At 37.9% G+C, this 15,539-nt stretch carries 14 protein-coding genes and 1 tRNA gene; 5 read left to right on the top strand and 10 right to left on the bottom strand.

Annotation, left to right across the window (positions count from 1 at the left end; all coding sequences use genetic code 11):
* Window positions 1-437: 437 nt before the first annotated feature.
* The 4 genes from A9996_RS16300 to A9996_RS16285 all read right to left on the bottom strand — a co-directional run bounded on the left by A9996_RS16300 (window position 438) and on the right by A9996_RS16285 (window position 5,820).
* On the bottom strand, window positions 438-1,403 hold the full coding sequence (locus A9996_RS16300; protein WP_066437578.1) for a YheT family hydrolase: 966 nt from the start codon (window positions 1,401-1,403) through the stop codon (window positions 438-440).
* Window positions 1,404-1,510: 107 nt separating this feature from the next.
* On the bottom strand, window positions 1,511-3,133 hold the full coding sequence (gene ade / locus A9996_RS16295; protein ID WP_066437571.1) for an adenine deaminase: 1,623 nt from the start codon (window positions 3,131-3,133) through the stop codon (window positions 1,511-1,513).
* Window positions 3,134-4,444, bottom strand: a complete 1,311-nt coding sequence (gene tilS, locus A9996_RS16290) for a tRNA lysidine(34) synthetase TilS (protein WP_066437562.1) — start codon at window positions 4,442-4,444, stop codon at window positions 3,134-3,136.
* A gap of 86 nt (window positions 4,445-4,530) precedes the next feature.
* Window positions 4,531-5,820, bottom strand: coding sequence for an anthranilate synthase component I family protein (locus A9996_RS16285; RefSeq protein WP_066437560.1), 1,290 nt, complete (start codon window positions 5,818-5,820; stop codon window positions 4,531-4,533).
* Between the two features lie 81 nt (window positions 5,821-5,901).
* Here A9996_RS16285 and A9996_RS16280 point away from each other — a divergent pair, with 81 nt between their 5' ends.
* The 3 genes from A9996_RS16280 to A9996_RS16270 all read left to right on the top strand — a co-directional run bounded on the left by A9996_RS16280 (window position 5,902) and on the right by A9996_RS16270 (window position 9,233).
* On the top strand, window positions 5,902-6,792 hold the full coding sequence (locus A9996_RS16280) for an aldose 1-epimerase family protein (RefSeq protein WP_083993994.1): 891 nt from the start codon (window positions 5,902-5,904) through the stop codon (window positions 6,790-6,792).
* A 296-nt stretch (window positions 6,793-7,088) separates the two neighbouring features.
* Window positions 7,089-8,438, top strand: a complete 1,350-nt coding sequence (locus A9996_RS16275; protein ID WP_066437548.1) for a DEAD/DEAH box helicase — start codon at window positions 7,089-7,091, stop codon at window positions 8,436-8,438.
* Between the two features lie 15 nt (window positions 8,439-8,453).
* Window positions 8,454-9,233 (top strand): S1/P1 nuclease, encoded by a 780-nt coding sequence (locus tag A9996_RS16270; protein WP_211272665.1) that lies wholly within the window; start codon window positions 8,454-8,456, stop codon window positions 9,231-9,233.
* Between the two features lie 329 nt (window positions 9,234-9,562).
* Here A9996_RS16270 and A9996_RS20885 read toward each other — a convergent pair whose 3' ends face one another.
* The 5 genes from A9996_RS20885 to A9996_RS16250 all read right to left on the bottom strand — a co-directional run bounded on the left by A9996_RS20885 (window position 9,563) and on the right by A9996_RS16250 (window position 12,879).
* A complete protein-coding gene (locus tag A9996_RS20885) occupies window positions 9,563-9,691 on the bottom strand; it encodes a hypothetical protein (protein WP_262510693.1) in 129 nt (42 codons plus the stop codon).
* 202 nt (window positions 9,692-9,893) lie between these two features.
* Window positions 9,894-9,969: transfer RNA gene (locus tag A9996_RS16265), tRNA-His, on the bottom strand.
* Window positions 9,970-10,044: 75 nt separating this feature from the next.
* Entirely contained in the window at window positions 10,045-10,761 is a 717-nt protein-coding gene (gene bshB1, locus A9996_RS16260) for a bacillithiol biosynthesis deacetylase BshB1 (protein ID WP_066437546.1), read from the bottom strand.
* A gap of 4 nt (window positions 10,762-10,765) precedes the next feature.
* Window positions 10,766-11,659, bottom strand: a complete 894-nt coding sequence (rlmF, locus tag A9996_RS16255) for a 23S rRNA (adenine(1618)-N(6))-methyltransferase RlmF (RefSeq protein ID WP_066437542.1) — start codon at window positions 11,657-11,659, stop codon at window positions 10,766-10,768.
* Window positions 11,660-11,703: 44 nt separating this feature from the next.
* Window positions 11,704-12,879, bottom strand: a complete 1,176-nt coding sequence (locus A9996_RS16250) for a trans-sulfuration enzyme family protein (RefSeq protein WP_066437587.1) — start codon at window positions 12,877-12,879, stop codon at window positions 11,704-11,706.
* A gap of 271 nt (window positions 12,880-13,150) precedes the next feature.
* On the opposite strand from A9996_RS16250, the gene A9996_RS16245 reads away from it, so the two are divergent.
* Window positions 13,151-13,828 (top strand): HAD family hydrolase, encoded by a 678-nt coding sequence (locus A9996_RS16245; protein WP_066437540.1) that lies wholly within the window; start codon window positions 13,151-13,153, stop codon window positions 13,826-13,828.
* 39 nt (window positions 13,829-13,867) lie between these two features.
* On the top strand, window positions 13,868-14,848 hold the full coding sequence (locus A9996_RS16240; protein ID WP_066437539.1) for a phosphotransferase: 981 nt from the start codon (window positions 13,868-13,870) through the stop codon (window positions 14,846-14,848).
* Window positions 14,849-15,037: 189 nt separating this feature from the next.
* Here the strand turns inward: A9996_RS16240 and mscL are convergent, their stop codons facing one another.
* On the bottom strand, window positions 15,038-15,484 hold the full coding sequence (mscL, locus tag A9996_RS16235; protein WP_066437584.1) for a large conductance mechanosensitive channel protein MscL: 447 nt from the start codon (window positions 15,482-15,484) through the stop codon (window positions 15,038-15,040).
* Window positions 15,485-15,539: the final 55 nt, after the last annotated feature.

Here is a 15,539-nt window from a genome sequence, read left to right as displayed (position 1 = left end):
GATACTCACTGTATTTTTACTGATTTTTTAGACACAGATTACACAGATTCTCACAGATTTAATTCGTACCAACTTTGCGCCTCCGCGCCTCTGCGAGAGAACTGCGAGAGATCTGCGAGAGATTAGAAATTTAATTAATGCCTGATCAAGCAGATACTCACTGATTTTTTACTGATTTTTTAGACACAGATTACACAGATTCTCACAGACTTATTTCACACCAACTTTGCGCCTCCGCGCCTCTGCGAGAGAACTGCGAGAGATTAGAAATTTAATTAATGCTGCTTTCCAATAGAACGCTGATGACGATGATCAAGCAAATATTCACTGATTTTTACTGATTTTTTAAACACAGATTACACAGATTCTCACGGATTCAATACGTAACAACTTTGCGCCTCCGCGCCTCTGCGAGAGATCTGCGAGAGATTTGTTTTTTAAGTATGAGCTTTATCCAACACAAACTCCAACGCCCTTTTCTCATTGTAATAGAATCCGCCGCGTTGAATAAATCCGACATGGCCGCCATGATTTGGCATTTCCAAATAGAGATTGGGGTTGTTTTTTGCAATCTTTACAGGGAAACATTCAGGGGTTAAAAAGGAATCGTTAAGGGCGTTGATGATTAAACTGGGCACTTTGATGTTGGGCAGAAATTGAAGGCAGCTACTTTGTTCGTAATAATCTAATGCATCTTTAAATCCGTGGGCTTTAGAAGTGTAAACCTCATCAAAATCGGTTAACGTGTTTATGGAATCTACTTCTTCTTCTGATAATTGCTCTGGAAATTTGCTTTGCTTGACCTTCAAACTAGTGACTAATTTCTTTTTAAATCGGTCGTGAAACAGCTTATTTTTGAAACTGTGCAATTGTTTGGCAGAATGCTGTAAACTACAAGGTACAGAAACACCTATACATGCTTTTACTTCAGCAGGCACGTTGTCACGTTCTCCCAAATATTTTAAAGCCAAATTGGCACCTAAACTCACGCCCTTCAAATAAATTTCATTATACCCCTTCTCTTGAATGGCATGCAGTATAATATCGTGCAAATCTTCAGTAGCGCCAGAATGGTACGCATAATATTTACGGTTAGGTTCACCACTACACCCCCTAAAATTAACACTTACGGCATCAATGCCATTTTGGTTGAACAGTTTGGCCGCTCCTGTTAAGTAAGGCCGCTGGGCATGACCTTCCAACCCGTGCAATAAAATAATAACTTTATCTGATTTTTGCTTGGCGTAACTCCAATCTAAATCGATGAAATCGCCATCTGCCAGTTCTAAACGTTCACGCTCTTGCTCTAAATTGACTGTTCTGAACAAGCCAGAATAAACCGTGGCGATAAATCCTTTCCGGAAGAAAAAAGGTGCTTTAAATGTGGATTCGATGATGGGCATTTTTCTAGATTTTGTTTTGAAATGTTTCCTTAAAAAATTATTTCACAGACCAGTCTGCCGACAGGCAGGGATTCGCTGAGAAATCACGGCGCTACACAGAGATAAACTTAGTTATATTCGACATTGGTGAATTTAAATTCTTTCCCGTTAAACAGGCCTTTATCGCTAAGCTTTAAAGCAGGAATCACCAAAAGCGCCATAAAAGAGAGTGTCATATATGGTGCTTTTAAAGTACTTCCCAATTTTTTCGTCATTTGATCCAATGCGGCATAGTGTTTTCCTACAGTCTCGCCGTCCTGATCACTCATGATTCCTGCTACGGGTAGCGGCAAAATTAGTTCGTCAGTATCAGAGATTGCACAGATACCACCTTTGTTTTCAATCAATAAATTGACCGCTCTGCAAATGGCTTCATCTGAAGCGCCAACGGCAATTATATTATGGGAATCGTGCCCTACGGAACTAGCAATCGCACCTGTTTTCAATCCGAAATTCTTGATAAAAGCAATCGCAGGTTTTTGATCTTGATACCGATTGACCACCGTCATTTTTAAAATATCCTTGTCGACATTTGAAATTATATTACCCTTTTTAACTGAACTTTCTGCTATGATTTCATTGGTGATCAATTGGCCCTCTAAGGCTTCAATCACACGGATCTTCTTGGAAGTGGATTCAAACCTAAAATCGCTGATTTCTTTTTTAGTAGTATTGAAGTTGTTGAGGTTTTTAAAGTCTACTTTCTCAATCAAGGCTTTGCCTTTATCATATACCAATTGGCCATCACTATACGTTTGCAGCGTTTTAAATTTCTTTAAATCCTCCACAACAATTAAATCGGCAGCATCGCCAATATGCAACATGCCCACTTCTAGATTATAATGTTTTATGGGATTGATGCACGCTACCTGCAGAATTTTAAAAATATCCATCCCTTTTGCCACGGCTCTTGCGCAAAGATTGTTGATTTGATGCACTAACAAATCATCTGGGTGCTTGTCATCGCTGCAGAACATCATCTGCTCATAATGCTCAGGGAGCAGATCAATCAAGGCTTCAAAGTTTTTGGCGGCACTGCCTTCTCTAATTAAGATTTTCATGCCTTTTTGAAGTTTCTCTAAAGCTTCTTCATAGGTAAAACACTCATGGTCTGTAGTAATTCCTGCATGGATATATTTGGTTATATCGAAGCCAACAACTCCTGGAGCATGGCCATCTACAGGTTTATTGAAATATTTTGCCCAAGCGATTTTTTTCATCACTTCAGCATCATCAAACAGCACTCCCGGGTAATTCATCATTTCGGCTAAATACTTGATGTCTGGATTTTCGAGCAGCTTTTTAATGTCTTCCGAATCGATGATGGCACCGGCCGATTCAAAAGCTGTAGCAGGCACGCAAGAAGGTGCGCCGAAATTAAATTTAAAAGGCACTTTGTTGCCGTTATCAATCATGAATTCGACGCCTTCAACCCCAAGAACGTTGGCAATTTCATGAGGATCTGAAACGGTTGCCACGGTACCGTGCTTTACCGCCAAACGAGCAAACTCACTGGGCACCAACATGGAGCTTTCAATATGGATGTGGGCATCGACAAAACCAGGTAGAATATAATGCTCAATAGTGTGTTGCCTTTCTGTTATGTTCTTGATTTTTCCATGTTCAATAGTGACTTCGCCCTTGAAAATTCTTCTGTTTTGTATATCGACTATTTGACCTTGTAATTTCATTTAGTGTACTTCTATTTTTATAATATTTGTGGTGTGCGCGTTCACCTTAAAACGGTCATCTGCACGCCGTCCAATAACCCAGACTGCAACGTCTTCTGAAAAAAGAATCCATACGTTCTCTTTATCAAGCAAAGATAGTTTTTCATCCTTGAAATATTTGCTCAATTTCTTCTTCCCTTTCATTCCTAAGGGATAAAACAGATCGCCTTCTTGCCATTTTCTTAAAGCAAGAGGGAATTTTAGTTGATCTGCATCCACATAAATCTGGTCTTTTGAAGTCTCAGAAATGGTATCAACTTGGTCGAAAAGCAAGGTACCGAAAGGCGTTGTGATTTCTTTATCGCCTTTTAGAATGGTGATAGCAGTTTCATCAGCTTCTGAATCAACCTCGCTCAGCAACAAAAACTCACGATCTTTTAACAATCTGTGACTTGAAGAAAACACTTGCTTTCCGGATTGCGCATCCAATAAATCAACAATATCATCCCAAGCCGTAAAATTAAAACCGTTCAAAAGTTGATAGAGATACGCCTTGGGATTTGATAGTTTTTTTAGTTTTTTGATGTTGAATCTGATCTGATCCTTTTCTACTTCAACCACCTTCTTCTGAATGTTAACAATCCTGTCGTCAATAAGATCCTGACTGTCCTGCAGATTTGAAATAGTGGTTTGGAAATTTTGAAGGAGTTGCGGATTCATCTGTTTCAATATGGGAATGATATCATGCCGCAATTTATTCCGCAGGTATTTTTTGGATGCATTACTACTGTCCTCTTGCCATTGGATATCCTCACCGATAGCATAAACTTCTAGCGTTTCTCTTGAAAAAGGCAACAGCGGTCTCACAAGTTTGCCGGATACTTCAGGAATTCCCGTCAGGCCTTCCAAACCTGTCCCCCTTGTCAGATTGATCAAGAAGGTTTCAAGGTTATCATCGGTATGGTGTGCTGTAAGAATATAATCAAAATTCAATTTTTCTGCCAGGTCGTGAAACCAATTGTAACGTAGGTCTCGGGCGGCCATCTGAATGGAAATTCCTTCTTCTTTGGCATAGAGTTCTGTTTCAAAACATTCAATAAAGACTTCCAACTCCAAATCCTCTGCCAACTGCAATACAAAAGCCTCATCAGCATCACTTTCAGCACCTCTCAAATTAAAATTACAATGTGCCAGGGACACCTTCAAATTCAATTTATGACACAAATGCGCTAAAACAACACTGTCCAAGCCTCCAGAAATTGCCAAAAGCAGTCGACTACCGTAGAGCATGTCCAAATGAGTTGCAATATGATTCTGAAAAGCTTTTAACATGTGTGTATTTTAAATTATTGGACGTTAAACTATTGGAATACTATCGGTTAACATATTTCGCTGCGTGGTGGTTTCTTTAAATATAATTAATTTTCAAGGACTTCCTTCATCGCTTTTGCTTTAGTGAGACATTCTTCATATTCTTTTAAAGGATCACTTTTTGCAGTAATGGCGCTCCCCACAGCATAAGACACATAGTTCTTCTCTGCATTGTATAAAATACTTCGGATAACAACATTAAAATCAAAATCGCCTGAAGGCGAAAAATAGCCGATACTTCCAGAATAGAGTCCGCGTTTGGTTTCTTCAAGAGCCTCAATAATGTGCATTGCAGAAATTTTGGGCGCTCCTGTCATGCTTCCCATAGGAAACGTGGTTTTTATAATGTGCACTGGCGAAATTGTTTCATCCACTTTAGATGTGATTGTGGAGATCATTTGATGCACTTGCTCAAAGGTATAGATTTGACATAATTCTTCAACGGTGACGGTTCCTTTTTCGGCAGTATGTGACAGGTCATTGCGCACCAAATCAACAATCATAATATTTTCACTGCGCTCCTTTTGGTTATTTTGAAGTTCATTTTTTAAACGCTCATCCGCAATTTTATCTTCTGATCGTGATGCCGTTCCTTTGATAGGTTGCGAAATAACCAAATCATCCATTTTCTTTAAATAACGCTCTGGCGACGCGGATAATGCATACTTTTTATGATTCTTAAAATACGTTGCGAATGGCGCCTTGGATATCGCATTCAGTTTTTTATAAGTTTCCAACGGATCAATATGAGCGTTTTCAGCATAAAATTCTTGGCAAAAATTGGCCTCATAAATATCCCCTCTGTGGATGTGTGCCAGCATGGAATTGACTTTCTCAACATAACGTTCTTTCGTCAACCTTAAATCGAGTTTGATAGGTTTTAAAACTGTTTCTTTTTGAACACTTGAAAACCCATAGATGTCCGCTAAGTCAGATTCAAATTCATCATCCACCATTTTTAAATAATGCATTTCAACCACATCACCCTTTATTAAAAAAAGCTTTTTGGGCTGAAAAAAAAACAGTTCAGGAAATTCTAACCCGTCAAAATGTTCAGATTTGAGATGTTCAAGATCATTTTTTAAATCGTAGGTCAGGTATCCAAAAATCCAGTCCTTAGTTACGGTTTGGTATTCTTGCAGTTGATCAAAAGCATGATGGCTATCTGTTGAAATACAGGTAAACGCATCTACAGCCAAAACTGCATCGTAGGTGCTATAGTTTTGATGATGATTGTTGGAGTCCAACCAAACAATCTCTTCAAATTGCTGGCTCCACTGCAACAGTTGCGCCTTAAAATTCGGGTTGTGGGTTGTAAAAGTGTGCTGTGTTCTCAAGGTTCAATTTTCCGAAGTAAAGTTAATGACATTCTGCAAACTTATTAAGAAGTTTGTATTTTAGTTGAAAATTTCAACATCATGTTCACCTTAAAAAATGACCTTTTGGAAATCGCCATTCATCCTACCGGCGCCGAATTACAAAAAATTTCAGCAGTAAAGAATGGCTTGGAATTTATGTGGGATGGCAATCCTGAATTTTGGAATAGCCATGCGCCCAATTTGTTTCCCATTGTTGGTTCCTTAAAAGAAGACTTGTTTCTTTATAACAACACCTCCTATAATCTAGGCCGACATGGATTTGCGAGACATAGCGATGCCTTTACTATCACTGAAAAAAGTGACAATCGTCTGACTTTAAAATTGAGTGCCTCTGAAGAAACACTTCAAAATTATCCATTCAAATTTGAATTTCTGGTGACTTACGAATTGGTGGAAAACCAAATCAAAATCACCTACACCGTAAACAATAGTGACGATAAAACTATTTATTTTTCGGTAGGCGGGCATCCGGCGTTCAAGTGTCCTCTCTTTCCGGATGAAACATATAGTGACTACACATTACGTTTTGAACGGCATGAAAATTCAGAAACACACCTGCTCAACCTTAAAACCGGTCTGCTAAATCTACAGACAGAACCAGTGTTTAAAATCCCAAAAGCCATAGCATTACATGATCATATATTTGATAAGGATGCGCTTGTTTTTAAAGATTTAAAATCAAACCATGTGACGTTAAACAGTAAGAATCATGGTGACATTGTAAGTGTTTATTTTGAAGATTTTCCGTTCTTGGGCATTTGGGCAAAACCAAAAGCTCACTTTGTATGTATAGAACCTTGGCAAGGTGTGGCTGATTCCGAGAATAGCACCCAAATTCTAAAAGACAAAGAAGGGATTGTAGCTTTAGCCAACAATAAGGCCTACAGCGCCTCATACAGCATTGAAATACACAAAAGACATATAGCATAAGTTGATAATTAGCTTTAACTTTGCGGCTTGAATGTGAAAATAGTTGTGAGTTGTGAGTTGTGAGTTGTGAGTTGTGAGTTGTGAGTTGTGAGTTGTGAGTTGTGAGTTGTGAGTTGTAAGATGACAGATGACAGATGACAGAGGACAGATGACAGATGACAGATGACAGAGGACAGACAACTGATAACTTAAAACTGATAACTGAAAACATCTTTACATCTATTTTCTAACGTCTAATATCTATTGTCTAACATCTATTATCTAACATCTATTATCTAACCTATAACAAACACACCTTGAGCTTTAAAAACCTGAATTTAAACACACCTTTATACAACGCCTTAGATGATTTAGGGTTCACTTCTCCTACCCCTATTCAGGAACAAGCCTTTAATGTGGTGGCATCTGGTAAAGATATGGTTGGAATAGCACAAACAGGTACAGGTAAAACCTATGCCTATATGTTGCCAATTCTAAAAAATCTGGCTTTTTCCAATCAGGAAAACCCTAGGGTTTTGGTGTTGGTACCAACCCGTGAATTGGTAGTGCAGGTGGTGGATGAAATTGAGAAGCTTACCAAATATATTAATGTAAGAGTGCTTGGTGTTTATGGTGGGGTCAACATCAACACCCAAAAACAAGCGGTCGCACAAGGTTTGGATATTGTAGTAGCTACTCCTGGTCGCTTATTTGATTTGGCAATGAGCCACGTGTTGCAGCTGAAATCCATTCAAAAAATGGTGATTGATGAAGTAGATGTGATGCTCGATTTGGGTTTTAGACATCAACTTTTAAATATTTTTGACATTCTTCCTGAGCGTCGTCAAAACATTATGTTTTCAGCAACCATGACTGAAGATGTGGATGAACTGATCACCAATTTTTTCGTAAAACCAGAAAAAGTAACGATTGCCGTTTCTGGGACACCTTTAGAAAATATTAGTCAAGAGCGTTATAATGTGCCTAATTTTTATTCTAAAGTAAATGTTTTGAAGCATTTGCTCTCAGATAAAGAAAATTTTAATAAAGTATTGATTTTTGTTGCCTATAAAAAAATGGCCGATTTGCTGTTTGAGAAGATAGAGGAACACTTTCACGACGAGACCTGCGTGATCCATTCCAACAAAACACAAAATTACAGACTCCGCAGTATTGAGCAATTTAGGGAAGGTACCAATCGCATTTTAATTGCTACTGATGTGATGGCGCGCGGACTCGATATTGATCATATCACTCACGTGATCAATTTTGACACACCCAACTTTCCTGAAAACTACATGCACCGTATTGGACGTACAGGTCGTGCAGAGCGTGAAGGGCAGGCACTACTTTTTTCTACGCAAGCTGAACAAGAACTTGTAACTGATATCGAGGAGTTAATGCAGATGGAAATTCCGCTAAAAGAAATTCCCGAAGGCGTGCAACTCTCCACAGAACTTATTGAAGAAGAGCGCCCGCAGTATAAAGAACGGAACAATCCCAACAAACGACGTGATGAAGATGCGCCAGGACCTGCCTTCCACGAGAAAAAAGAGAAAAATCAAAAGGAAAACTTAGGTGGTTCCTACCGACGGGAGATTGTCAAAAAATACAAAAAGCCGTTGACTAGAGGCGATAAAAACTATAATAAAAGAAACAAAAAATAATAGCATTTTAGCATTATGAGACCAATTGCATTACTCTTTTTAATTACCGCGTTACTTTTCAATACACACAGTTATTCTGCTAAAAAATGGGGTGCCACGGGGCATCGTGTGGTAGGCGCTATTGCAGATCAATATACAAGCAACAAAACCAAACGTCATCTCAAAAAATTATTGAACCATCAATCCTTGGCGTTCGTTTCTACTTTTAGTGATGAAATAAAATCAGACCCACGCTTTAAAGAATTTGGGGTTTGGCATTATGTCAATATGCCATTTGATGAGACTTATGAAACCTCCAAAAAAAATCCGAGTGGCGATTTGGTGAGCGGCATTGAGAAATGCGTACGCATCATTAAAGATGATAATGCTTCAGATGAGGACAAAGCCTTTTATTTGAAAATGCTGATTCATTTGGTGGGTGATTTGCACCAGCCTATGCACATCGGTCTTGAGGAAGATCGTGGGGGCAACGATATTACAGTAAAATGGCAGTTTAAAGATTCCAATCTCCATAAGGTGTGGGACAGTCAAATGATTGATTCTTTTGGGATGAGTTATAGCGAATTGGCCGAAAACGCAACATATATCACAAAATCGCAAGTCAAGGCCCTTCAACAAGGCTCTGTTATTGATTGGGTCAATGACACCCAAAATCTGACTGAAATTATTTATGACTCTGTGACACCTGGTGAAAATTTACGTTACGAATATTCTTATAAATATTTAGAAACCGCACGCACACAAATGCAAATTGCAGGCATTAGATTAGCGAAGGTTTTGAATGAGTTATTTTGAATCTTCTTATCCATCAAACAGAATAGAAAGCGCTAAAATGATCTTTTTATAATTTTAAATACTAAGTAAATTCAGAGCTGCAATTTCACCAATAAACACTCTGATAATTAACTCGAATAAAAAATTGAGAGTGCTTATATTCTAGCTGTGTTAAAGTCTGAGATTTTTATGAAAATTTGATGGTTTCTTTATTATTTTTCATTCCTTGAAAATTGATACTTCTGAAGATGCTAAACTAATCCAGTAATAATTTTTGGCATGACTGCACCAATTATCAATCATATAATTAAGCACGATTAGATCTTATCTTAAATTACAAGTATGTCTAATTATACATAAAATGCAGTAGCACCAATTGCTGCACCCAAAATCAAACCAAATAACAAAGTATAAATCTTTGGTTTGTTCTTATCCTTCAATTCAAATGCACTACTGACTTTTTCAATTTTATCTTTCATCTTCTTTATTTAAGAGGGTTATACTAATTGCGGTAATCTTATTGGCGAACGGTCGGCCAATTGTTTATATATCATCATAGAGTGCATCAAAAAGGGAGGGTTATTTCAAAATGAAGTGTGCATTTAAATCTTTTTTTTTGGAATAAAACCACCCACTGTGTACAAAAAAAGCCCTCAAATTTCTTTGAAGGCTTGTATTTCTGGGTGGAAGACCGGGCTCGAACCGGCGACCCTCGGTACCACAAACCGATGCTCTAACCAACTGAGCTACAACCACCATGTAGCCGCATCCTTAAATGCGATTGCAAATGTAATTTATTTACTACTTTTTACAAAGCGTTTTCATAAAAAAATTACACCAAATCAAATAAACTTTTCACTGCAGGGTAACGCTCTACCGTAAAACCCTCAGCATGTTCAGTTCCTATCAATCGGCCTAAATCTCGGGCCCTGTAATCGATACTATCTGTAAAGTTTTTGCTGCTGATTGGCGTTTCTGGCGCTTTGCTCTCAGGGTCAAAGAATTGCGTTTTATAGGCCCTAACAGCTTCAATCTTCTTATCTATAAATCCAGTAACATCTACTACGATGTCTGGCTCAATATTTTTCCATTGGATAAAATGGTACACAAACTTTGGACGCCATTGCACTTGCACTTTGCCGTCCAATTCGGTTTCAATTTTCAGCAGTCCGCTCAAAAAACACGCATCGCTTACCAATTGGCTGCCTTTGCCATGATCAATATGCCGATCGTCAATAGCATTGCACAGCACCATTTCAGGTTGGTATTTTCTGATCATTGCAATAAGCTGCAGTTGATGTGCTTTATCATTTAAGAAAAACCCATCAGCAAACCCCATATTTTCCCTCACAGCAACGCCTAATATTTTGGCACCTTCTTCCGCTTCTGATTTTCTAGTTTCTACAGTACCTCGTGTACCCAATTCCCCACGGGTGAGATCAATAATGCCCACTTTCTTGCCATTGTGTACCTCCTTTGCAATAGTAGCACCACAACCTAGCTCTATGTCATCAGGATGGGCACCTATCACCAATATATCTAATTTCATCTGTTTAATTTTTTGTCCAGTCCCCTTGTTCTGCCTTGGTTAAAAATGTCCAAGCCACTACTCTACTTACTTTGTTGCCTTGGATCATATCTAAAACTTGAAAATCCGTAGCTCCCAATTTTTTTAAGGATGCGTCCATAGATTTTACATGGCTGACATTAGACACCAAACTTGTAAACCAAAAGCACTGTTTCTTGTAGTGTGAACTTTCATATAAATAATTGTGCAAAAAGGCTTTCTCTCCACCTGCATAGCACAACTCTGTTGGTGTCCCGCTGAAGTTTCGCACCACGTTATCGCTTTGTCTCCCCAAACCTTTCAGTTTTGTTTTGGTAGCTTCAAGAGCATCGGTTTGACTTTTAAAAAATGGCGGATTGCACACAGCCGCCGTAAATTTGTCTGAAGGTTTAAGAATTCCTTTTAAAATATGCTGGTAATCATTTTGAAAGCGCACTGTAATGGCATTGCCCAAATTGTTTTTATCTATTATTTTTTGGGCTATTTGCAATGATTTTTCATCGATATCTGTACCTACAAAATTCCAGTTATAAATGGCATGGCCGAGTAATGGGTAGATACAAGAAGCCCCTGTTCCCACATCCAACACATTGACATCTGTTTCAAGATGGCTTCGTCTTAGTAAATCAGCTAAATGGTGCATATAATCTGCGCGACTTGGAATAGGCGGACATAAATTCTCATCAGGAAACTCCCAGAATTTAACCTTGTAATGTGTAAATAATAATGCTGTGTTTAAGGCCTTTACTGCCTCAGGATTTGAAAAATCTATGGTTTGGGTCTGAAAATCATTTATAAATACGAATGGTTTTAAGGCATCATAGTTAGTTATGAGCGCATCAAAATCATACTTTTTATTATGAAGGGAGTTTTTATGCAAATTATGGAGGTTTCTAAAGTTTCTATTGTTTTTGGTTTCAAGCTTTAATTTTGAGCCTGAAGCTTTTTATCTTTCACTTTACTTATGGCCTGCTCAATATCATCTATTAAATCCTGCTTGGTTTCAATACCTACAGAAAAACGGATCAAATTATCAGTTACGCCGATAGCATCACGCTCTTGTTGCGTCAGTAAGGAATGGGATGTTTTATGAGGAGATAATACAGTACTCTCAACACCTGCCAAACTCATTGAAGATTTGATCAATTTTAATTCCTTTTGAAATTTCATGGCATCCAATCCGTCAGCCAATTCAAAGGACATCATTCCCCCAAAACCTTTCATCTGCGATTTTGCCAAATCATATTGCGGATGGGTTTTAAGTCCTGGATAAAACACGTTTTTGACATCTTCATGACCTGCTAAAAATTTGGCTATTTTTTTCGCATTTCTATTTTGCGCCTTGACACGTAAGGCCAAGGTTTTCATACTGCGTTCCAACATCCAAACGGTCATGTCACTTAAGCTACCGCCTAAATTCTTAGCCACATTCCAGATAGTATGCATATGTTCATGGTTGCAAGCTACCGCTCCTGCTAAAATATCAGAGTGCCCTCCCAAATATTTTGTGGCAGAATGCATGACAATATCAATCCCGAAATCGATTGGGTTTTGATTTATAGGACTTGCGAACGTATTATCAATAGTAGTGATCACGTTTTTTGATTTTGCCAAATCGGCCACACCTTTAATATCCGTAATGGTCAATAAAGGATTGGAAGGCGTTTCTATATGGATCAGTTTGGTATTGGGACGGATGGCAGCTTCAAAATCAGCCACCTCATACCCATTTGTAAATGTAAACTCAATACCATACTTCGGAAACTCTTCTCTGATAAAGTTACTGGTGCCTCCGTATAGTGTATTTTGGACCACAATATGGTCGCCATGTTTTAAAAAAGCCAGAAATACGGTACTGATTGCCGCCATACCGCTTCCAAAAATCATTCCTGCCTCAGCATGCTCAAGCGCTGCAATTTTTTTTGATAAATACTCTTGATTCGGCGTATTGAAATAGCGTGGATACCGTTTGACATCAACCCCATCAAACTCATAAGAAGTTGACATATAAATAGGCGACACCGCGCCTTTAAACTGTTCATCCTTGATTTCACCAACATGGGTGCAAATGGTATTTAATCCGTATTTTGTTTTTGACATGATAGCTGACATTTAGTACGGTTTAAAATTACAAATAATTGATTATACATTAGACGAATTAAAGCCTGCTTTTTAAAGAAAAAATAAGAGGGTGAGTTTCAAAAGGAAATTATTGTAACACGCGCTTCAAGTTTAGAAAACCTGCATGACACTGCAAGCGCCTCATAAAAAAGACGTAAGCTTAAAAAATAAGTAAAACTTTAAATCCTATTTTAGGGATTTTAGGCCATTTCCCTTATATTCGTGCTGCTATTAACAAATTACTTTCCAAATGCTCAAAGCCGTATTATTCGATATGGACGGTGTTATCGTGAACACTGAACCCTTACATCGCAAAGCCTACCACCTCATGTTTGATGACGTTAATATTGACGTTTCAGAAACACTCTATGCGTCTTTTACAGGACAATCCACCAGAGCTATTTGTGAAATTTTAGTGGATCATTTTAAGTTACCACTGGGGCCTCACACTTTAGTAGAGCTTAAACGAGACCATTTTAAATACTTGTTTGAAAACGATGATGCCTTAGATCTTTTGCCGGGTGTTTTAGACCTGATCAAAGATTACCATAACAACGGGTTGACCTTGGTGTTGGCCTCTTCCGCCTCAATGGACAATATCAACAACATTTTTGAACGTTTCAATTTGGACTCTTATTTTGTGGCGAAACTGAGTGGTGCCGATTTAAAAGCCTCCAAGCCACATCCTGAAATTTTTGAGAAAGCCGCTTTGGCTTCAGGCCATGAGCGTCATGAATGTATGGTTATTGAAGACTCTACAAATGGCATTAAAGCCGCCATAGATGCCGGGATTTTTTGCGTAGGATATGACAGTCTGCATTCTCAAGATCAAGATTATAAACACGCTGATTTGGTAGTAAGTCATTTTAAGGACCTTGCATATCACAGCATTTCAGAACACTTTAATCCTGTTCTTGCAGACAAGTAACAGGTATTATACATTCCCTTTTGAAAAATAATTAACCCAATGTCAACTTTTCAAGTAACAGCTTCAATTCTATCACAAACTGAATTGGGCGAGTTTGTTATAGCACAATACGGACTTACCTCCAATTACGTCTGCAAATTATTCAGGACGGGAATGAACCACACCTATTTTATTTCTAACACTGAAAAGGCATACGTTATAAGAGTTTATAGCCACGACTGGAGGTCAAAATCTGAAATTACAGAAGAAATCAAGCTTTTAAATTTGTTAAAGGATACTAACTTAAATGTTTCGTATCCTATTCAAGATATAAATGGAGAATTCATTCAAGAGATGAATGCTCCAGAAGGGATCAGACATCTCGTCGTTTTTTCTTTTGCAGAAGGAGAAAAAATCAGATTTATGGACAAGGAGACTTGCTTTTCTATTGGTTCTTTTATGGCAAATTTTCATAAGGCAACTTCAAACAAAACGATCAACCGAATTTCTTATGACAGAGAAACACTCATAGAATTGCCTTATCATCATCTCCAACCATACTTTTCAGAGAAATTGCCAGAAATGGAATTCATAAAAGAGATTGGTGCGTTCTTTCAAAAAAGTGATTTTGAAAACACCAGGATTGGGGTTGTCCATATGGATATTTGGTATGATAACATGGCTGTGACCGATGAGAATGACATTACACTTTTCGACTTTGATTTTTGTGGGAATGGTGCACAAATATTAGATGTTGGGTATTTTTGCAAACAATTATTTCACATCGAACCTGACAAGCACGAATACGAATTAAAAGTGAACCATTTTTTAGAAGGATATCACACTGTCAGACCTTTATCATCTCATGAATTGAATTTGATTCCTAAAGCAGGATTGGCCGTTTATGTTTTTTATATGGGCGTCCAAGCACAACGATTTGATTGGTCAAATATCTTTTTAACCGAAAATTATCTCAAAATGTTTCATGTAGCACGACTAAAATCTTGGATGGCATACAATAATATGGAGAAAGTATCTTAACCTCAAAACCAGTTTCATTGCTCATCAAATCAAACCTGCTTGAGATTCCTCAGAGTTTCTTCATCATAAATATCGCTTCATCAATATACTGCTTTAAGTGAAATGCTCCTTTTGTTTGTTCCTATATTTTCTGAATTGGACATCAAATCAATTTCATCCTTAACTCAAACCCAAGAAAAATATTACCTTTTATTGCTTCTGCTTTTTCAAAAGTTGATTTTGCTCTTCCATCAACTCTGTAAGTTGTGATAGTAATTCAATATCCTTTGGTGTCTTAACGGATTTATCTTTTGGATCCTGTGCTTTGTTTTTGATACTGTTCAAGAATCTGACCACTATAAACACGGTAAACCCGATAATCAAAAAATCCATGGACGCTTCAAAAAGTTCCCCATAACCAATAGCTACTTCATCGGCAATCAATTGGTCAGCCGCATCTGTCATTCTCTCTCTCAAAATAAAACGCTTATCCTGGAATTTTAAACCATCAGTCATTAACGACAACGGTGGCATCAAAACTTTTTTAACCAAAACATCAATGACTTTATTAAAGGACGCCCCAATGATGATGCCAATGGCCATATCCATCATATTTCCTCTTACGGCAAATTCTTTAAATTCTTTAAAAATCCCCATCTCTTTAAGGTTTACTTGTTGAATGATAACATTGTTTTCTGTCGGTCTAAATTGC

Origin of the sequence: Gelidibacter algens (assembly GCF_001678675.1) — a bacterium.
Taxonomy (GTDB): Bacteria; Bacteroidota; Bacteroidia; order Flavobacteriales; family Flavobacteriaceae; genus Gelidibacter; species Gelidibacter algens.
This window is presented reverse-complemented; position numbering and strand designations above follow the sequence as displayed.